Annotated in this window: 15 protein-coding genes and 1 pseudogene; 12 read left to right on the top strand and 4 right to left on the bottom strand. The window is 53.8% G+C overall.

Annotated elements, in window-relative coordinates:
• Positions 1–39: 39 nt before the first annotated feature.
• Positions 40–2,238 (bottom strand): ABC transporter ATP-binding protein, encoded by a 2,199-nt coding sequence (locus tag KF752_17445; protein ID MBX3423345.1) that lies wholly within the window; start codon positions 2,236–2,238, stop codon positions 40–42.
• Between the two features lie 366 nt (positions 2,239–2,604).
• On the opposite strand from KF752_17445, the gene cphA reads away from it, so the two are divergent.
• Positions 2,605–5,301 carry a cyanophycin synthetase gene (gene cphA, locus KF752_17440; GenBank protein MBX3423344.1) on the top strand — a complete coding sequence of 899 codons (2,697 nt, stop codon included), beginning with the start codon at positions 2,605–2,607 and terminating at the stop codon, positions 5,299–5,301.
• A gap of 282 nt (positions 5,302–5,583) precedes the next feature.
• On the opposite strand, the gene KF752_17435 is transcribed toward cphA, so the two are convergent.
• The 3 genes from KF752_17435 to KF752_17425 are packed head-to-tail and all read right to left on the bottom strand — an operon-like array spanning position 5,584 to position 8,568.
• Positions 5,584–6,267 carry a histidine phosphatase family protein gene (locus KF752_17435; GenBank protein MBX3423343.1) on the bottom strand — a complete coding sequence of 228 codons (684 nt, stop codon included), beginning with the start codon at positions 6,265–6,267 and terminating at the stop codon, positions 5,584–5,586.
• On the bottom strand, positions 6,267–7,337 hold the full coding sequence (locus KF752_17430; protein MBX3423342.1) for a phosphotransferase family protein: 1,071 nt from the start codon (positions 7,335–7,337) through the stop codon (positions 6,267–6,269). Before KF752_17430 ends, KF752_17435 begins: the two co-directional genes overlap by 1 nt.
• 22 nt (positions 7,338–7,359) lie before the next feature.
• Positions 7,360–8,568 (bottom strand): acyl-CoA dehydrogenase family protein, encoded by a 1,209-nt coding sequence (locus tag KF752_17425; protein ID MBX3423341.1) that lies wholly within the window; start codon positions 8,566–8,568, stop codon positions 7,360–7,362.
• Positions 8,569–9,399: 831 nt separating this feature from the next.
• On the opposite strand from KF752_17425, the gene wrbA reads away from it, so the two are divergent.
• The 11 genes and pseudogenes from wrbA (at position 9,400) to KF752_17370 (ending at position 20,311) form a co-directional block, all read left to right on the top strand.
• Positions 9,400–10,005, top strand: coding sequence for an NAD(P)H:quinone oxidoreductase (gene wrbA, locus KF752_17420; GenBank protein ID MBX3423340.1), 606 nt, complete (start codon positions 9,400–9,402; stop codon positions 10,003–10,005).
• 26 nt (positions 10,006–10,031) lie between these two features.
• On the top strand, positions 10,032–10,889 hold the full coding sequence (locus tag KF752_17415) for a pirin family protein (GenBank protein MBX3423339.1): 858 nt from the start codon (positions 10,032–10,034) through the stop codon (positions 10,887–10,889).
• 356 nt (positions 10,890–11,245) lie between these two features.
• Complete coding sequence (locus tag KF752_17410; GenBank protein MBX3423338.1) at positions 11,246–12,559, top strand: DUF2088 domain-containing protein; 1,314 nt, start codon at positions 11,246–11,248, stop codon at positions 12,557–12,559.
• A 403-nt stretch (positions 12,560–12,962) separates the two neighbouring features.
• Positions 12,963–13,319 (top strand): hypothetical protein, encoded by a 357-nt coding sequence (locus tag KF752_17405; GenBank protein ID MBX3423337.1) that lies wholly within the window; start codon positions 12,963–12,965, stop codon positions 13,317–13,319.
• Between the two features lie 37 nt (positions 13,320–13,356).
• The gene (locus tag KF752_17400) at positions 13,357–14,034 is read left to right on the top strand and encodes a DUF4405 domain-containing protein (GenBank protein MBX3423336.1); all 678 of its coding nucleotides are present in this window, start codon (positions 13,357–13,359) and stop codon (positions 14,032–14,034) included.
• A 686-nt stretch (positions 14,035–14,720) separates the two neighbouring features.
• Entirely contained in the window at positions 14,721–15,716 is a 996-nt protein-coding gene (locus KF752_17395) for an NADPH:quinone oxidoreductase family protein (protein MBX3423335.1), read from the top strand.
• A gap of 331 nt (positions 15,717–16,047) precedes the next feature.
• Positions 16,048–16,383: a winged helix-turn-helix transcriptional regulator gene (locus tag KF752_17390; protein MBX3423334.1), complete on the top strand. Its 336-nt coding sequence runs from the start codon at positions 16,048–16,050 to the stop codon at positions 16,381–16,383.
• A 118-nt stretch (positions 16,384–16,501) separates the two neighbouring features.
• Positions 16,502–17,314: pseudogene (gene arsM / locus KF752_17385) on the top strand (arsenite methyltransferase).
• Between the two features lie 69 nt (positions 17,315–17,383).
• A complete protein-coding gene (gene arsD, locus KF752_17380) occupies positions 17,384–17,752 on the top strand; it encodes an arsenite efflux transporter metallochaperone ArsD (GenBank protein ID MBX3423333.1) in 369 nt (122 codons plus the stop codon).
• 67 nt (positions 17,753–17,819) lie between these two features.
• Positions 17,820–19,601 carry an arsenical pump-driving ATPase gene (gene arsA, locus KF752_17375; GenBank protein ID MBX3423332.1) on the top strand — a complete coding sequence of 594 codons (1,782 nt, stop codon included), beginning with the start codon at positions 17,820–17,822 and terminating at the stop codon, positions 19,599–19,601.
• Between the two features lie 59 nt (positions 19,602–19,660).
• Positions 19,661–20,311 carry a protein-tyrosine-phosphatase gene (locus tag KF752_17370; protein MBX3423331.1) on the top strand — a complete coding sequence of 217 codons (651 nt, stop codon included), beginning with the start codon at positions 19,661–19,663 and terminating at the stop codon, positions 20,309–20,311.
• The last annotated feature ends 584 nt before the right edge of the window (positions 20,312–20,895 follow it).

Here is a 20,895-nt window from a genome sequence, read left to right as displayed (position 1 = left end):
AGGCGATTTCAGGGCGAAACACACCCTGTGCGGCCTGGATCAATGCATGACGTTCATCTGAGCCTGATGCAAACGCGTATACACTCCACCACGTGTCAGCAGTTCGTCGTGCTTGCCAATTTCGGCCACAACTCCGTGTTCCATCACCACGATGCGATCAGCGTTACGCAGCGTACTTAAGCGGTGCGCAATGGCGATCGTGGTTCGACCTTGAATCAGATTGTCTAGCGCGGCTTGGATTTCGCGCTCGGTTTCGTTGTCGACCGCAGAAGTGGCTTCATCTAAGATCAAGATTCGCGGATCGGTCAAAATGGCGCGGGCGATCGAGATTCTTTGTCGCTCACCGCCGGATAGACCTTGCCCCCGCTCGCCAACCATCGAATCGTAACCATCGGGCAAGCGGCTAATGAATACATGCGCGTGGGCAGCGCGCGCTGCCGCGATGATTTGTGCTGGTGATGCCTGAGGGCGGCCATAGGCGATATTCTCGGCGATGGTACCAAAGAATAGATAGGGTTCTTGCAACACGATGCCGATGTGACTGCGAAACTTCTCAATTGAGAAGGAACGAATGTCGTGTCCATCAACCAGGATCGAGCCTTCTGTGACGTCATAAAAGCGACACACAAGATTGACCAGCGTGCTTTTGCCCGAGCCACTCGGGCCAACCAAACCAATCAACTCGCCAGGCTGAATCTCCATGTCAATACCGCTCAGCACCTCGCGATTGCCGTACCGAAATCTCAGATTACGAAATTCAATGCGCCCCCTAACGCGGCCGAGGTCCACCGGCCGTTGTGGCTCCATGACGCTGGGCTGTTGATCCAAAATTTCAAACACGCGATAAGTTGCCGCCGCCGCTCGCTGAGTATCGGCTAACATCCGACTCATCGAGTCCAAACGAATATAGAATCGGCCGATGTAAGTGATGAATAGCGTTAATTTGCCGACGGTAATCGACTGATGGGCTACCAGCCAGGCTCCATACAGCCAAATCAGCAACATGCCGACTTCTGTTAGCAATGTTACCGTGGGTCCAAAAAACGCCCACAAGCGATTGATGCGCACATTGGAGTCCAGCACGTGCTGATTGGCATCTTGAAAGCGTTGGCCTTCGCGCTGCTCCTGGGCAAACGCTTTGACTACTCGCACACCGGGAATCGCATCGGTCAGAACGCTCACCATGGCTTCCCAAGCATGGCCCGCGCGAGCAAATCCATGTCGCAATCGCACACGTACGCCGTGAGTCAGCCAGGCAATCAGCGGAAAAGGAAGCAGCGCTACCAATGCCAACCAAGGATCCAACTGAATTAAAATGATGGATGTTAGCAGGATCATCAACAGGTCAGTGGCAAAATCCAGCAGATGTGATGATAGAAACAGGCAGATGCGATCCGTATCGCTGCTGATCCGAGAAATCAAATCACCGGTGCGTTTGTCGCCGTAGTAGTCGAGTGATAGCTTTTGCAAGTGGCGATACGTCGCATTGCGCAGATCGCAACTAATCTGTTCGCTCAAATTGCCAATGGAATAGGTGCGAGCCCAGCCTAGACCCCAGGCCAGCAGCGCTGCAGCAATCAGACCAACGATGTAGGGCATGAGTGCCACGTAGAATTGGTTAGCCGTCAATGGGCTGAGTTGGCTCTGCCACGGAATCAGCACATTGTCGATCAAAGGCATCGTTAGATAGGGCCAGATTAATCCAGCGGCAGTGGCTAACAAGGTTAGCAGCATCCCCAGCAACACCAGTTTCAGGCGATGTTTGGTGAAGCGAGCAAGCCTCAGCAAACTCTTCGTGGGTGCCGGTGCGGCGGCAGGCGTGAGTGCAACTTCTACCGCCGGCGAAGGTTCTGATGACTGCTGATCACGGGCTGCAGCATTGAATTGCGCCATCAGTTGCGACACTTTGTTAGCCTTGGCAGCCGTGAAGTACCAAGTAGCCATTGATGTGCTACCTCTAACCAATACGAGCTTGCCCAGCCCCGAAAAAACATTCGAGCGCAACGCCAAATCCGACGAGATATTCCAGGAGCGGTAGGCTTTGCCCGCAGGCTGTTCGATCAGTCGCCCCCCTGTTAGGGCGAGCAGTGTCTCCGCAAAGTGACGCCGCTGGTCCAAGTCCAGATAGACAAATCCAACCATCTGTTCGGCAGGCTCCAGAACGCCATGCAACCGCTCAGTGGCGGCTCGTTGATCCGCGTTTTCCTCTGTATTTTCGGCCTGTTTTGCGAAATTCATCGTAATCGAGCTAGACCTTGATAGGGCCGACTTTACTGAATGTTTGGCTGGTGAGGTTAGCCATGGGAGCTAATCTGTCCAGGGGCAGCGGATCGTCCGTAGTGTGGATTCTTAGCCGTCACCTTACAGGAATACGTCGATTAACACTGTTACAAAAATCTTATGCGGTTGACTATAGCCTTTCCCGTAAAGCATACGATAATTGTGTCCGGTTTCAGTATGAGGGCAGCTGCCGTTGGTAACACCAAGGTCAGCTTTGCCTTTTTCCGCAGAAGCGAATAGGTTGCTTCAACAGAGCGACCCGATTCTGAAACCCGGTACCCAATTACTGCGTACCGCCCCAAAAAAAACTCTCACTTAGGCATCATGTCTAACATCTCCACCGCCGAACGGTTGGTCATTCGTAGGACCAATGTTCTTCGTGGCCCAAACATCTGGGCTAACTTTCCCGTCATCGAGGCTGTAGTTGATTTGAAAGATCTCAAGGAGACATCGTCCGAGATGATCTCCGGATTTAACGAGCGCTTGATGACCTGGCTGCCTGGCATGATCGAGCACCGTTGTAGCGTCGGCGAGCGAGGGGGCTTCTTCCAGCGCTTGCGGCGCGGAACTTATATGGCGCATATTCTTGAGCATGTTGTGCTCGAATTGCAAACCCTGGGAGGTAATAGTGTTGGCTTCGGCCGCGCTCGCGAACTGGATGAAGATGGCGTCTATCGTGTGGTCTTCGCGTACCATGACGAAAGCGTTGGGAAAGAAGCCCTGGAAGCCGCGCGCCGCGTTGTATTAGCGGCAGTCGATAATACGCCAATTGATATTGAAGCAGAAATCTCGCGTCTGCGCGACCTGGTACATGCAAATTGCCTTGGGCCCAGCACTCAAGGTATCGTCCAGGCTGCCAAGCAACGTGGCATTCCATACATGCGACTGAATGATGGCAATCTCGTTCAGTTGGGATACGGCTCGCGCCAACGTCGCATCTGGACCGCTGAATCCGATCGAACCAGCGCCATTGCCGAGGCCATCGCCAAGGATAAGGAGTTGACTCGGAATCTGCTACACTCGGCAGGTATTCCTGTCCCAGAAGGCGGAGTGGTAGAGTCAAAACAGCACGCCTGGGAAAAAGCGCTCGAGATAGGTTTACCCGTGGTGGTCAAACCTCAATGCGGCAATCATGGTCGTGGTGTCTCGACCAATCTGTATACGCAGCAAGAGGTTGAACATGCCTATGAATTGGCCTACCTGGAAGAATCAACGATCCTGGTGGAGAAGTTTTTCGAGGGTGCCGATCACCGCATGTTGGTCATCGGCAATCAGCTCGTAGCCGCAGCACGCCGTGAGCCAGCTAAGGTGATCGGCGACGGTCAGCATACGATCCGCCAATTGATCGACTTGGTCAATCAAGATCCGCGGCGCAGCGATGGCCATGCGACGGTCATGAGCTACATTACCCTAGATGAAGTTGCTCTAGCGGTGCTAACGCAACAAGGTTTTGCGCCGGATGATGTTCCTGAGCTAAACCAGATTGTCTACATCCGCCGCAACGCCAATCTCAGTAGCGGCGGCACGGCTTGCGATGTTACCAAACAGGTTCACCCACAAGTCGCTGCGCGAGTCGTCGAAGCCGCACAAGTTGTCGGGTTGGATATAGCGGGTGTGGATGTCGTAGCCAGAGATATTTCTGTTCCACTGGAAGATCAAAACGGTGGAATTGTTGAAGTCAATGCGGGTCCCGGTTTGCGAATGCACATTCAACCAAGCGAAGGCGATGGTCAACCGGTGTGCGAAGCCATCGTGAATATGCTGTTTCCCGCGGGTGATAACGGTCGCATCCCCATCGTGGCTGTAACCGGCGTCAACGGCAAGACAACGACCGCGCGATTGATTGGCCACATCGTTCATTTATCAGGCAAACGCGTGGGGCTGACCAGCACCGATGGCGTCTACTTTAACGGTCGGCGCATCGACGATGGCGATTGCAGCGGCCCCAAGAGTGCCAAACGCGTGTTGATGAATCCAAGCATTGATGCGGCCGTGCTGGAGACGGCGCGCGGTGGCATTCTTCGCGAGGGCCTGGCCTTCGACAAATGCGATGTAGCCGTCGTTACCAATATTGGCGAAGGCGACCATTTAGGTCTTAACAATATCAATACCCTGGAACATCTGGCCAAAGTCAAACGCTGCATCGTCGATGTGGTTGCGCCAAACGGTTGTGCTGTGTTGAATGCTGAAGATCCGTTAGTGGCTGCAATGGCTGCCAATTGCAAAGGCAGCGTGCTGTACTTTGCTCACAGCCCAGATCATCCGTTGCTGGTCGCCAATCGCCAACATAATCAACGAGTAGTATTCACGCGCGACGGTTCGATCATGGCCGCCCATGGTACCAGCGAGTTTGCCGTGCTACCGCTGGACCGAATTCCCATCACGCACGGTGGCAAGATTCGCTTCCAAATCGAAAACGCAATGGCTGCTGTTGCAGCAGCTTGGGTGCAGGGCATACCTGTTGAAGTCATTCGGGCTGGGCTGGAATCCTTCAGCTCATCGATCAATGGCTCACCCGGACGCTTCAACATTTTTCAATACAACCAGTGCACACTAGTCATCGACTACGGACACAACACTTCGGCGCTGAAGAGTCTGTTGAGCGCTCTGGCCAATTTTCCTAATTCGCGACGCTCGGCGGTCTATTCCGCCGCCGGAGATCGCCTGGATACCGACATGATTCGCCAGGGGCAGATGCTCGGACATCACTTTGATCGTGTCGTACTGTACGAAGGCAGCTATTGTCGAGGACGTAAGCCCGGCGACATTGTGCATCTGTTTCGCGAAGGGTTAGCCCTGGGCTCACGTGTCCGCAACACGCAGTGGTTTTCCACATGGCGCGAAAGTGTTCAACACGCTTTGGACTCAGCGCTGCCAGATGAATTGATCATGATTCAAGCCGATGCCGTGGATGAGACCGTCGAATTCTTCAGCAAGCTAGCTCTGATTGACACCGGCATACCCAGCAGCACATTAAAAGCCCAAATCACAGTCGACAAAATGGATGGCGCTCAAGGCTAGTGGCGTTGGCTGAATTCAAGATACTACTGACGTTTTGTAAGTCGCTCGTCCGGCGGACTTCCTGCTTGTCGTATCTGTTTACTAACTGGCTATGGGGTACTTAACGCTAGGTTATGGCCATGGCAATTCAGTTCCAGCGACCGACTGGAATTTTCGCAATAGCCATTCCAGGGGCGCCTTTTGATCCTCGATCGTTGCTCTGTGCACATGCACCCCGGCCTGCGTCTACATTGAATTGTCTGGCTCGAATGCCGAAAATAGTTTGGTTGTTTCCAGCAGGTCTTAGCGATACGTCAGCCAGCGACGATCATCGCCTTCAAAGTGGTTGTGTTCGTTGAAGGTGGACAAATGAATGCCGCGTTTGCCGCGCACAATTTTGGTAATGGCGGCGTTGGCAATGACGCGATTGACGTGTAGCCAGCTTTCATCCGGCAAATTCCATAACTGCCTAACGGCGGCCCCAATGGCGCCGCCCGAGGTAAACACCAGCGTGGTCCCCTCGTGGCTCAAGGCATGTTCCAACGCGGCTCCGATTCGAGCTTTGAACGCTGGCCAGCTCTCGGCATACTCGGCATCGTACTGGCCGCTCAGCCAACGCAAGAGAGCCTGGTCGAAGACATCTTGAAACTTTTGACGTGGATGAGCCTCGCGGGCCATATCCAGCTTGAGCAACGCCGGGTCGTTGTACCGAGGATTGATCCGCTCCAGCAATTGCTGATGATCGTATTCGTTCCAGCGCGCGTCTTCGTGCCAGTCCGTTTGCAACTCCATGGCGGCCAGTGCATGCTCAGCCGTTTGTCGATGGCGGCGCATGGCTCCGGATATCACCGCATCGGGTCGGCCAATCCTTTGGCGAAGCACCTGCCCCAACATGCCTGCTTGCTGGATGCCCAGCTCAGACAACTGGTCGTAGTCCTGCTGGCCCCACGACGCTTGCCCATGACGAATGAGATAGATAACGGCCATCAGTGCTTTCGGATAGCGCGCTTGCAGCGCCAATGCAGATAGTGATTGAACAGCCAGAAACGTCGAAAGGCTGGATTGCGAGTTTGCCGATGGTGGTAGCGATAGTAAATTTGCTGCAGAATAACCGCCAAGCGGAAGAGCCCGTACACCTCGTAGAAAGTCCAGTTGTCCAGTCGCAACTGCATGCGCTGGCAGTAATAATCGACCATCTCGCGCCGCGTGAACATGCCGGGCAGATGCGTCGGCTGACGTCGAATCAGTTGATGGAAGCGATCGTCCGTTGCTTCAACCCAATAAGCCAGGGTGTTGCCCAGGTCCATCAGCGGATCACCTAGTGTGGCCATCTCCCAGTCCAGCACGCCAACAACTCGTTGCGGATCATCTGCGTCCAACACCACATTGTCAAACCGATAATCATTGTGAATCACAACCGTGCCCACATCTTCTGGCATGTTTTTGCTCAGCCAGTCCATGGTGCTGGCCCATGCCGGCACGTTCCACGTTTTCGACTTACCGTACCGCTCGGTCCAGCCCTCGATTTGTCGCTTGACGTACCCAGCACCCTTGCCCAGACTTTCCAGCCCCGCTGCCTGATAATCGACTTGATGTAGCTCGATCAGTTTGTCGATCACGCCCTGGCACATGCGGCGCGTTTGCGGGGCGGTCAATGACAATCCCCGGGGCAAGTTGGCCCGAGGAATAATTCCTCGGATGCGATCCATGACATAGAAGTCACAGCCCATAACTTCAGCGTCTTGACACAGGGCCACCATCGTGGGCACCGTCGGATAGACCGGCTTCAGCCCGGCTTGTATTCGATACTCGCGCACCATGTCGTGAGCGCTCTTGGCCTTATGACCAAAAGGCGGACGGCGGAGTATCAGTTCGCGCTGTGGATAGGTGAGCAAATAGGTCAGGTTCGATGCGCCACCAGAGAATTGTCTAACTTGCGGGAGTCCGTCTAGGCAATCGACTCTGGATTTTAGCCAAGCATCGACGGCAGCCACATCCAGTTCTTCACCCGAGCGCACATCGCGCGGACGGTCCAGCAGTTTTTCGTCGGCAGCCATCTTGGTTCCTCGACTGTGTGGCTCAAGACTTGTATTTTGCCAGCTCGAACCTGGCGACCAGTCCGCGATGCACCTCGTCAGGGCCATCGGCAAGTCGCAGGGTGCGTGCGGCTGTCCAGGCGGCGGCCAACGGGAAATCGTTGCACACTCCGGCACCGCCGTGCATCTGAATGGCCATGTCGATGACCGTCTGAGCCACATTGGGACACACGACTTTAATCTGCGATATCTCGCTCATCGCCGCAAATACTCCCTTATGATCGATCATCCAGGCCGCCTTCAGGACGAGCAATCGCGCCTGTTCGATCATGATGCGCGCGTCGGCGATTCGCTCGCGATTGCCACCCAGATTGGCCAACGGCTTGCCAAAAGCCACTCGGTTGAGCGATCGCTGGCACATCAATTTCAGCGCCATTTCCGCCAGGCCCAGCAATCTCATGCAGTGATGAATTCGACCCGGACCAAGTCGGCCTTGAGCAATCTCGAATCCGCGACCGGGGCCGGCGATGATGGCGCTCTTGGGCAATCGAACGTTGTCAAAGTCGACTTCGCAGTGCCCAAAAGGTTCGTCGCGCATGTTCATTGCTGACAGCGGCCGCACGACACGAACACCAGGCGAGTCCATAGGAACCAGAACCATCGAATGTTGCGCATGACGATGAGCCGCCGGGTTGGTCAGGCCCATGAAGATTAGAATCTTACAGCGCGGGTGACCCGCTCCGGTACTCCACCACTTGCGACCATTGACCACCACTTCGTCGCCTTCGATCGTAGCCGTAGCCGCCATGTTCGTCGCATCGCTTGACGCCACATCCGGCTCGGTCATGCAAAATGCTGAACGAATTTCGCCGGCTAACAACGGCTTTAACCACTGATCCTTTTGTTGTTGGCTGCCGTAGTGGTACAACACCTCCATGTTGCCGGTATCGGGTGCGTTGCAGTTGAAAATCTCGGGAGCTATCGACGACCGCCCCGTGGCCTCAGCGACCGGAGCGTACTCGGTCACCGATAATCCAGCACCCAGTTGTGGGTCGGGCAGAAACATGTTCCACAGCCCCTCCGCCCGCGCTCGCGCCTTGAGCTGGTCGATGATTGGCAGCACTACCCACTTATTTTCTAAGCTCTGAAGCTGACGATGGTAATCCGCCTCGATCGGATCGATATGCTGCTCCATAAACGCCTGAACCCGCGCCAGAAAGTCGCGAGATTTTTCTGAATGTTGAAAGTCCACGTGTTACACTCCTAAACCTGTTAGCCCCAGCACTTTACCGCAGGCGGCACCATTGTACATGGAAACGCCGTCTTTCGTTGAGGCCTAAAATGCTCCGTAACCTGTGAGTCTGACTACTAGCCATCGACACAGCAGAAGTGTAGCTCGGAGTCGCCAATCACCACAATCATGGCAGCTACACCGTCTGGCCAGGCGAGCACTCAAACGCCGTTGGCCTTAGCCTGCCAATAGCGATTGTCCAACCAGCGCTTGGAGAAAGACTGCAGTGAAGGCAGCCGTGTAGAGCATAGCAACGAGGACTTTTAGTAGTACGGCGGAACAGGGGCGGACTCGATGAATGCTCAAGCCTCCAGCGTGGTTTCCACCGGACAACCAACGTGCTGGCAGTCATTCTTGCGCTGCTTGGCCACGAGATCTTCTTGGTATCACTGAGGATACTCGGTTACAAAAACGCCCATACTTGATTCTTGGGCAGTCAGCTCGACAATGGTTATCTAGTGTACCGGGTCGTCAATCCTGTCCCAAACACCCCAAGGAGGCTTTTGACGGTCCAAAGCTTAACTTACCGCCGACTAGAAACGAATGACGCTGCCGGACTGTTAATAGATCATCAAACGGGTGGTGTAACATCGTCGACGACTTCTCGCCGGTTGACTTCAAAAACAATGTGCGCGCCCTCGCTGACGCCGCAAGGTATTTCCAGCTGCCCACCCGGTTTGCCAACTATTTGCCTGCCTACCACAATTTACTCACCAGCTACAATGCTTCCCGCTGAGCCATTGGCGGTACTAGTCGAAATTTTAACATTCCCTGCAATATGGAGAGAGTCACATGCCTAAACTGCTTGTTTTGTATTACTCAAGTTACGGCCACGTCGAGACACTTGCTCAGGCTGTGGCCGAGGGAGCACGCTCAGTGACCGGCGTAGAGGTTGTCGTGAAACGCGTCCCAGAAACGATGCCCGATGACGTAGCCCGCAATGCTGGCGTGAAGCTGGATCAGTCTGCTGAGATCGCTTCACCCAAAGAGTTGGGCCAGTACGACGCAATTCTTTTCGGTACACCAACGCGATTTGGCAATATGGCCGCACAGATGCGGAATTTTCTTGATCAAACCGGCGGGTTGTGGATGCAAGGCGGGCTGGTGGGTAAAGTCGGCAGCGTGTTCGCGAGCACCGGTACTGGCGGTGGCAATGAAAGCACGATCATCAGCTTTGTCACAACGCTGATGCATCACGGCATGATCTACGTCGGACTGCCTTACGCCTGTAAGGAGCTGGCCGACATCACTGAGGTCAAAGGCGGTTCGCCTTGGGGTGCTGCAACGATAGCCGGAGCCGATGGCTCGCGAATGCCATCTGAGAAAGAACTCGCGCAAGCCCGCTTCCAAGGCCGACACGTAGCTGACGTTACCCGTCGACTGACTGCCACAACGTGAATCAAGCTGCAAAAAATGAGGTCACCGTGAGTCGAGTGAAACGCATCATTCGCAATGTTCCACAACACTGGGTCGGAGACGGCTTTCCCGTCCGTAGCCTGTTTTCGTACCACCACGGGACCGACTTCGATCCGTTTTTGCTACTGGACTACGCCGGGCCGTACCGCTTCGCCCCGTCAGAAGCCAAACGCGGAGTGGGTGAGCACCCACATCGCGGATTTGAGACGGTCACGATTGTGTATCAAGGCGAACTGGAACATGGCGATTCGACAGGTAGCCATGGCACCATCGGGCCAGGCGACGTTCAATGGATGACGGCAGGGGGCGGAGTGGTCCATGAAGAATTCCATAGCCAGCGATTTGCTCGCGACGGTGGTGTGTTAGAAATGGTTCAATTGTGGGTCAACTTGCCCGCTAAGGACAAGCTCACGGCACCCAAGTACCAGAGTATTCTCGATGCTCAGATTCCCAAGATTGAATTGCCACATCGCGGCGGCTCAGCGCGAGTCATTGCCGGGGACCTTTGCGGTGCCCGTGGTCCGGCCAGCACGTTCACACCGATCAACGTCTGGGATTTGCAGCTTGCTGAAGACGTAACAATTGATCTGCCACTGGTACCAGGCCATACGGCTTTGGCCGTCGTACAATCTGGTGATCTCCAGGCTGCCGACGCCCGCGTCAGTAGCGGCGAGCTGGCACTTTTCGATCCCATCGGCAGCACCGTCCCTCTCCGAGTATTCCTACCGACTCGGCTGCTGGTTCTCACAGGTCTGCCGCTGAATGAACCCGTTGTTGGCCAGGGCCCGTTCGTGATGAATACACGAGACCAAATCCGTGACGCTATCCAGGACTACCAATCCGGCCGCATGGGGCGTCTCTCATAGCACATCTGCTGCCCCTGGCGACTCTACGAGCACTGCTTGAGGTTTCGCAGGTCTAGCAGCCAGCATCCTACCTATAAAGCCTGCCAGGATCGATTGTGAAATACATCAACGCGATGCAGTATTTGGTAAGCGATAAGAGGAACTCTTTCAAATCAGTCGCCGCGCAATCAGTCCGTGACTAGCCGCCGCCAAGCAGGGCCGAGATTGAGTAACTTTTCAATTGCTCTAACGCGCATGCGCTCTCCGGGTTATTCTGTAGATCTGCAGATCATCAATTCAAACCAATTTCATCTCCACCGACCCGATGACTGCAATTCGTACTTTTTCAGCGCCGCGCAGGCGAAGGATTTTTTGATATGCCTTGGTTTCACTCAGAGTCGTCGTTCATTTCACGGCAAGAAATCGAACTGATTTGCCAAAGGATGCTCGACGAAGCACAGGCCCGGCTGGGATGTGAGTTCCGGCGCGTATTGTTGCTACCGCCAGATTTGACTCGCGCGCATAGCGGAGCGGGTTGGATAACCGAAACGATCTACAACTTATTACCCCAGAGCTGCGACACGCATGTAATCCCGACGCTGGGTCAACATATTCCTCACACACACGCTGAAAATAAATGGATGTTTGGTTCAATCCCCAACCAACGCATTCACGCACATGATTGGCGTGGCGGGGTCACCCGTGTTGGCGTGATTCCAGGGCAGCTAGTTGCTGAAACGACAAGCGGCATCGCGGATTGGGACATACCAGTCGATCTCAATACCATGACTGTCAAGGAGCCATGGGATCTGATTGTCAATGTTGGACACGTTGTGCCGCATGAAGTTCTGGGATTTGCAAATCACAACAAAAACTATTTCATTGGGCTGGGAGGCAAGGAAACCATTTGCGCTTCGCATATGGCGGCCGGCGTTTATGGCATTGAAAACAATCTTGGCAAATTGATCACACCACTGCGAGCTTGTTACAACTGGGCTGAAGACCAGTTCCTTTCGCGACTGCCCGATGTCTATCTGCAAGTGGTTATGGCGCGCGATGCCCAGAATCAGCTGGTTCATACTGGCGTGTACGTGGGCGATGATTTGGAAACATATCTGATGGCGGCGCGTGCCAGTCAGCAGCAGAACATTACGGTCTTTGATGAGCCAGTCAAGAAGATCGTCGCGGTGATGCAAGAGGATGAGTTTCGAGCAACATGGGTCGCGAACAAAGCTGTCTACCGTACGAGAATGGCAATGGCTGACGGTGGCGAACTCCTGATCATCGCCCCGGGGGTTGAGCGGTTCGGCGAACAGCCTGAAGTCGATGCGCTCATTCGCAAGTACGGCTATCGCCCTCGACTGGAAATACTGGATCTCTACAAGCAGAATACGGACATGCAGGACATTGGCCATGGGACAGCGCACCTGATCCATGGTACCAGCGACGGAAGATTCACCATCCGTTATGCGCCAGGCAAATTGTCTCGCACTGAAGTCGAACAAGTTGGCTATGCTTATGCAGATCTTTCACAAGCAGCCGCTCGTTATGATGCCCAGCGGATGCGTGAAGGCTGGAACACCATGCCGGACGGCGAAGTAGTCTACTACATAAGCACCCCTTCTGCTGGGCTGTGGGCGACTCGAGATAAACTCAGCCAACGTGCAGCAGCATTACCAAACGCGGGCTAATTCCCAAATATGCCTAAACGACAGTGGTAGTTGGCGAAAGTTAACCGTGGCCCTGCTGATGGTGAGGGGATTGGCGTTAGCGTCAATTTTCCATTCATCAATCAAAGGGACGAATCGCCCCAGCGCAAGTTTTCGCTGACAATGGCCTGAATCCATGACTAGCCTTCAAACGACTGTACCGCGAGTCGTATGGTTACCGCCGATGCACGACTCATTACCCAGGGGAGAAAGTTGGCAACTTGAGACTGCTTAGCGAGTCAAGCTCGGCACACTTTGCGGCTGCCAAGTGCGAAAAATCGCCTAAGATATCATTTGTTCGGATGGCTTGTAACACAGTCAAGGTAGAGGTTCAGAAGCTTCGAAAGCAGGTTTGTCATAGTAGGCCTTCTTTGAAGGAATGAATATGAATCAAACACCGGCGGAAGCTACTATTCAATGCAGTGGTTGGGCTACCACAATTGCCCGTTCAAGCATTCTGCTAATAGCAAACGTAACTTGGTTCTCATCGCAGCTCATTTTATTCGCCCAGACGAACCAGCAGTTGCCGCCAGCCGCTACGGTTGACTACAAGTTGCAATTGCCAACCGGTCGTTACAGGATCGAGGCACGTTTGCTGTTTCAATCCTTATCAAGCCGATACCTGGCTGAACTGTTCGAAGTTGATACGCCTAAAGTAAAGCACTTTGCAAGTCTGTACGCCAATGCAATCGTAACTCCCGAAGTCATTTCGACTGTAACCTTAGATCTGAATATTCCATGATCATCAAGTAGTAATAGCCTAAATTAAGGTGGTGGGTATGTCTCGAACAACGTGGAACACATTGGTTGACGCGACCGCTTACTTCGGCTTAATCATGCTGGCGTCAACAGGGCTGATGTTGCGTTATCAATTGCCACCTGGGAGCGGTGGACTGCATGGAGTTGGGATAGGATTAGAAGCCAACCACCGACCGGTGACCGTTGTCTGGGGATTATCCCGTCATGCATGGGGCAATATTCACTACTGGATCGCATTATTCTTGCTGGGCGTTCTGGCTGTTCATTTGGTTCTTCATTGGAAATGGATCGCCAGCGTCATGGGAAAGAAGACTCACCCCGATGCCTCAGGCATAAAGTTCTTGTTGGGAATCGCAGGATTAGTCTTATTTTCCTTGTTGGCCGCAGTACCGCTCGTAGTGCCTACAGAGTCCGCTCCACGTTCACAGATGCTCGATGTTCAAAATGAGACTCAGCAACTCGACAGCGCAGATGAAGAGAAAATGGGTCCTGCAAATGAATCAAGATCTATCCATGGCTCCATGACGTTGGAAGAGGTGGCAAGGCAGTCGGGAGTGCCTGTCCGAGAAATACTCGATCGACTCAAATTACCGCCAGATACAGCGTCATCAGAGCGAGTTGGGCGTCTACTAAGATCCCATGGACTAGAGATGCAAAGTCTAAAGAAAGTTCTCGGACAAGATGAGGCCAGTCGATAATAGCTGGTTACGAACCACTATCGGCACAAGTTAGAGACTGATTTGCTTCAGCGGGAAGCGGCACGTGCGACTAAGACACTGACACTGACACTGACACTGACACTGACACTGGCACTGACACTGGCACCGCAAGTCCCACGGTCGCTACTAATAAGCCCGTGTGTATTTTCTGGGTAAAGAGTACTAGGTGTTCATTCGCCGTTGTAGCCAGGCTGACGTGTGGCAAGGACACTTTTTCACTGAGTCTCTCGCGAGTGAATCATCTTGTCATCGGTAGTGGATTTAGTAATGTCCAATATAGCATGTCGGCCTATCAGCTAGACCTGCCCTTGATTCTCAAGGGCAATTCACCAACTCTCCATGGTCAATATCCTTCAAGGTCTTGCCAGTTCACGTTGGATCAAAGTTTCCCGTTTCGGTGTTCCTCGGGTAAGACCGCACTAATAACCAACTCATTTTCGCGGCTCGAATCTTCGCGACCGTCGGTCATGACTACAAAAACTACCATGCCAGACCGATTGAATTCGCCCCGCTGAGCCCGTACGGTTGGCAATTGTGGTACGATTGAGATTCACTCATCGACGTTAGCCAACCGAGATCCGATTTTGAGTATGACTAAGACTAAAACTATGAAAGCTGTTCGCTGCCACCGCTTCGCCGGAACTGACGATAACGGTAAACCAGTTATGATTCCTGAGCCACTTGCCGATGTGCTGTCGCTGGACGATGTGCCCAGGCCACAGTGCGGTGATGGTGAGGTTCTGATCCAGGTCAACTACGCTGGCATTCAATATCCTGATGCATTACAGGCTCAGGGTCTTTACCAGATGCGACCGCCACTACCCTATATTCCAGGGATGGACGTCACCGGGACGGTCGCCGAAGTGGGCAGCCACGTGGCGCATGTTTCCAAAGGTGACCAGGTTATCGGACAGTTGCAAATCGGCGGGCTGGCCGAATTTGCTTCAGTTCCAGGGAACTGCGTTTGGAAAGCGCCACCCGGTGTTCATCTTTCCAAGTGCGCCAATGTAGGCCGCAACTACTTTGCAGCCTATCATTCGCTGAAGATCATCGGCGAATTGAAACCGGGCGATGTGGTACTGATCGATGGTGCTTCCGGCGGTGTCGGCATGGCAGCCATCGACTTGGCCAAGGCGATGGGTGTCAAAGTGATCGCGGGTGTCAGCAGCCAAGACAAGGCACAGTATCCTCGGCAGGCTGGGGCTGATGTGGTGTTAACTTATGGCCGGGACAAGGAAAGCTACAAAGAGTTCAAGAATCAAGTCAAAGTTGTTAGCCAAGAACTGGGACGACCGCACGGCGTCGATTGCGTCTTGGACATGGTTCAAGGTGACTTGTTCGAGACAGCGCTTATTTCGGTAGTTCGACCGTTGGGAAGAATCTGCCTGATTGGTTTTACCGCCGGGCAAAAACCGATTCGCCCCGGCATGCTGCTGATCAAACAAGCTGCCACCGTCGGGAGTTTGTGGGGTTTTTGGGCCGCGCTGAACCCGGAAGCCCATCAGCAAAACGTCCGAGAAATCTTAGGCTTCATGCAGTCGGGTGCCTTTGTACCGCGTGTTGATCGTGTGTTTCCACTGACCGATTTTATCAAAGCATTCCAGTTGTTCGAAAACAATCAAGGGCGCGGTAACACCGTCATCGAAGTGTCGCCGCCATAAATATCGAAGTGGGCGGTACCGTGTCACCGATTACGTGACATTTTCGTCAGTGTTTGTGCCATAGTGAGCGACCTTAATCTTCATACGCACGAACAGACCCCGTGCAGCTGGTACCACATCATTCGGGCATTCCGGAGATTTCGTAGTGCCCTTCCACATTTGCTGATACTCCCCCCTTATTTCTGGATTAATCAGCGAATTGGTTTGGAGTCCAAGTCACTTCCGCCATTTTCGTAAATCCGCATTGACAGGAAATATGCAGATGTATATCGTATATCGACGATAAGCGTTTTATTTGCGATTACCTGTTCAATCCAAAGGCGATCGAGCGATGGTCCGAACCAAGGCAGAAGCCCAGAAATGCTGCGCCACCCGTGAGAAGCTGTCGCTACCAGATGTCGCTTGGGCGGAAGATATGGCCAAGCTGACTTGGGCTCTGGCTCATCCGGCGCGGGTACGGATCGTGCGTTTGCTGCTCAACCGGACCTCGTGCATGTGCGGCGAGATCGTCGACGAAATGACGCTGGCACAATCGACGGTTTCCCAGCACTTGAAGATTCTGAAAGAAACCGGCTTGGTACAAGGAGAAATCGATGGCCCGCGCGTGTGCTACTGTATCAACACCCGGGCGATGGCCAAATTGAAAAAGCTGATCGCGGACTTGTGAGACCATGAGAAGATGATCTTCGGGTGCCGTTTTGTTACCAACAAAAAATTTTACCCAAACCTATCGCACTTCGCCGATAGGCGATAGCCGTACAGAGGAGCACGTAATGAACGAGCGAATGATTATCAATGATGTGCGAGACCAATACGCAAGCGTTGCCAAAGGCGCGCTATCCAACGAGTCAACGGCTGTTAGGTCCATCGCGTCGGCGTTTGGTTACTCAGAGGACGAACTCAATCAGTTACCCGCCGAAGCCAATATGGGCTTGTCGTGCGGCAACCCATTGGCATTAGCAGGCATTCGCGAAGGTGAAGTTGTCGTGGACCTTGGATGCGGCGGCGGCATGGACGTGTTTCTAGCGGCTCGCAAAGTGGGCTCATCGGGTCGCGTCGTCGGTATTGACATGACTTCAGAAATGCTCGAGCGAGCTCGCGCTGGCAGGCAGAAACTGGGACTGACGAACGTCGAGTTCCATCAATCAACCATCGATAAGTTGCCATTACCCAACAACTCTGTCGACTGCGTGATCAGCAACTGCGTGATCAACCTGGTGCCCGAAAAGTTGGCTGTGTTTCGCGAGATTCTGCGCGTGCTAAAGCCAGGCGGACGCGTGGCACTGAGCGACATTGCGCTCAAGCAGAAACTGCCGATCGAAGTCAAGCAAAGTGTCGAAGCATATGTCGGTTGCATCTCGGGTGCAATTCTCATCGACGAGTATCGCAGCTTACTAGAACAAGCGGGCTTTGCCTCTGTGGTCGTAACGGACACAGGCTCAGACCTAAATGCGTACGCAATGGCCGGCGATGGCAGATGCTGTGGCGGTAGTTCATGCGGTTCGGACGAAAAATCTTTGCACGATACTCTTGCATCGGTCATGCAATCGTTTGACGCCAATGCCTATGCCGCCAGCGTACGAGTCCACGCGCTGAAGCAATCTTCGACCACCGTCGTAAACGCCATTCCCGTTTTGAATTCTCAACCGATCTCCAAGGAGACAACTATGAAAACTGTACAAATCTATGACAAACCCATGTGCTGCTCGACAGGCGTCTGTGGTCCAGACGTTGATCCCGTGCTGCCAAGATTCGCAGCGGACCTCGACTGGCTAAAGAACCAAGGCCACAGCGTCGAGCGCTACAGCCTCGCACAGCAACCACAAGCCTTTATCGAAAACAAAGCCATTCACCATCTGCTGAGCACTGCGGGAACCGACTGCCTGCCAGTCGTAGTGGTTGAGGGGGAAATCGTCAGCCAAACCGTTTATCCATCGCGCGAAGATCTAGCACGCTTGGTTGCCGGTTCGCCAGCGAAACAACTTCTGCCTGTTAGCAATGCTGGCGGATGTTGTGGGACCAGCGGCTGTTGCTAGAGCCCAACCGCTGTCAAAACGCCGACAGTTCGCCGGCGATGAACGACCAATACAAAGAACAAGAATCATGAAGTTTTTAGAACATCCAACCCGCAACCTATTCTTCACAGGTAAAGGCGGGGTTGGCAAAACATCGGTGGCATGTGCGACCGCAGTAAAGCTCGCCGATGCTGGGAAGAAAGTCTTGCTCGTCTCGACTGACCCCGCGTCCAATCTTGATGAGGTGCTGGGTGTCACACTTGGAAACCACCCAACCGAGATCCCAGCAATAGCGACGCTATTCGCCATGAATCTTGATCCCGAGAAGTCGGCGGCTGAGTATCGCGAACGCATGGTCGGCCCTTACCGCGGCTTGTTGCCCGAAGCGGCTGTAAAGAGTATAGAGGAGCAATTCTCTGGATCGTGCACGCTAGAGATCGCAGCCTTCGATGAGTTCTCTCGCTTGCTTGGTGACCCAACTGCAACCGCTGAGTTCGACCATGTAATCTTCGATACGGCACCAACCGGTCACACCTTGCGCTTGCTCACACTACCATCGGCCTGGGATGGCTTCATGGAGCAGAACACTACAGGGACAAGTTGCTTGGGACCGTTGGCCGGCTTGCAGGCGCAGCAAAAATTGTATCAAGAGTCTGTCAAATCCCTTGGCGATCCGGCAGTAACAACGCTCGTGCTCGTAGCCCGCGCCGAAGCGAGTGCGCTTCGTGAAGCGGCTCGAACAAGTGGTGAGCTGGCTGAACTTGGAGTCCGCAATCAACACCTGGTAGTCAACGGTGTATTCACTGCAATCGACACAAGTGATCCTTACGCCGTCGCTCTGCAGCAGCGCGGCGCCTTGGCACTGGCTGCGACGCCTGCAAGCTTGCAAGCCTTTCCGCAAACCATTGTGCCGCTCAGCCCGGATGGCATTCTTGGAATTGACTCACTTCGTCGCCTCGGCTCGGTTGACTCCGCTTCCTTTGCCAATGCAAAAGTCGAGGTCGTTGAACATGTCGATGGCCTGCCGTTGCTTTCGGAATTGATCGATGGTTTGGTCGCCCAAGGTCATGGTGTCATTCTCGCGATGGGCAAAGGCGGTGTTGGTAAAACAACCGTCGCAGCGGCCGTTGCCGTGGCAATTGCAGAACGGGGATACGAAGTTCATTTGTCCACAACCGATCCTGCGGCACATATCGCAGCCGCGATGAATGATGAGAGCTTGCCGACGCTATGGGTCAGTCGCATCGATCCTGAAGTAGAAACCGCAAAGTATTCTGCTGAAGTCCTGCGTAATGCTGGTGCGAACCTTGATGCTCAGGGCAAGGCACTATTGGAAGAAGATCTTCGATCGCCGTGCACCGAAGAGATCGCTGTCTTTCGGGCCTTTGCCGATGCAGTTTCCGCTGGAACGAACAAGTTTGTAGTGCTCGATACAGCTCCCACTGGTCATACGGTTCTTTTGCTCGATTCGGCACTTGCCTACCACCGCGAGGTCACGCGCCAGTCAAGCGAAATGCCCGAGGCTGTTGAGAACCTGCTACCACGCTTGCGAGATCCAAACTTCACTCGCGTTTTGATCGTCACGCTGCCCGAAGCGACTCCGGTTCATGAAGCCGCTGCCTTGCAGCGTGACTTGCGACGCGCCGAGATCGAGCCCTATGCATGGGTCATCAATCAAGTGCTTAGCCCTTTGCCCATTACTGATCCGCTGATGAAGCAGCGTCAATCGCACGAGCAGAAGTATTTGCGAGAAGTCAAAGAAGTACAGGCCAGCCAAGTAGCGATCATTCCGTGGCAGATCGAGCCTCCGGTTGGTCTGAGTGCCCTCAGCCGACTGACTCAAGAGAACTTGCTTACCTCGAATGCGTAAGCTCTTCGAATTGACATAGAAGTAACATTGAACCTTTCAATCCTGTAGCAATATCAACAATGACTGTTAATCAAGACAACGCACCAGCTAACTCTATTTATCCAGAATTGGCCCGCTATTTGAATGAACGAGTAACGGAATTTGAAGCGATACCCAGCGATCGAAAGGCAGAATTGGCGAAGGTTTCTGACTACGTTCGAGATCGTTTGGCGAAGTCGGAGCCAGCCAAACTTACCTTCATCTGCACACACAATTCTCGACGTAGCCATCTCTCGCAGATCTGGGCACAGGTTGCTGCCGCATTCTACGGCCTGAACGGCGTTGAGACATTTTCAGGTGGCACCGAAGCAACGGCATTTAACCCGCGAGCAGTCGCTGCCATGCAACGATGCGGACTGAAGATCGTTGCCGACGATTCTGCCGCGACCAATCCACGCTATAGCGTCTATACCTCCGACTCTGCGACTCCGCAGGTCTGCTTCTCAAAGGCCTATGGCGATCCGCCGAATCCGAGCAAAGGATACTGTGCGGTGATGACATGTTCACAGGCCGACGATGCCTGTCCGCTTGTGATAGGTTGCGACCTACGCATACCGATCCGATACGAAGATCCGAAGGTTGCTGAAGACACAGAATTCGAAGCCCAACGATACGACGAACGCTCGGCCCAGATCTGTAGCGAAATGCTTTACATGATGTCCCTCGTTTAGAGCAGGCAGAGGACGCCCGGTGTTTGTTTCTCTGCAAGATGGCCGAAGCATGGACTCGGCATTTGAGTGGAGGGCTTGTGACAGCTTACAGCGCTGGCCTTTTACCCAGCGAAGTTCATCCACTGAGGATTCAAGTCATGGAAGAGGTAGGCGTGTCGATGGCCGGAGCACGTTCCAAGAGCATCACAGAGTTTTTTTGGGAAAAGTCGCAATCCGCCACGCGATCATCGTCTGTGCGCATGCCGAGAAGCACTGCCCCTTGCTGGGGCCGTTTTGCGGTGACGTTCTATCGTGGCCGTTTGACGATCCGGCTGCTTGTACCGGCTCCGTTGACGAGAGGCTCGACGAATTGCCGCCGCGTCCGCGACGAGATCTGCTCTCGAATCTCCGTTTGGCTTGCCGGTGATTGACGACCCGCATACTTGCGGCTTTGTTCGCCGGCGATCCTCTCGCTTCCCCGTCGTCCTGCTCCCGATTTGTCGCGCTTCTAACTACCCGCCCGGCAAAGTTCTCACTTTGATACCTCCTAGTGAGGCAGATCAATGCACAGAAAAGGAAGCTTTGTCAGGCAGACATTTCATAAC

Source organism: Pirellulaceae bacterium, assembly GCA_019636385.1.
GTDB lineage: Bacteria > Planctomycetota > Planctomycetia > Pirellulales > Pirellulaceae > Aureliella.
This window is presented reverse-complemented; position numbering and strand designations above follow the sequence as displayed.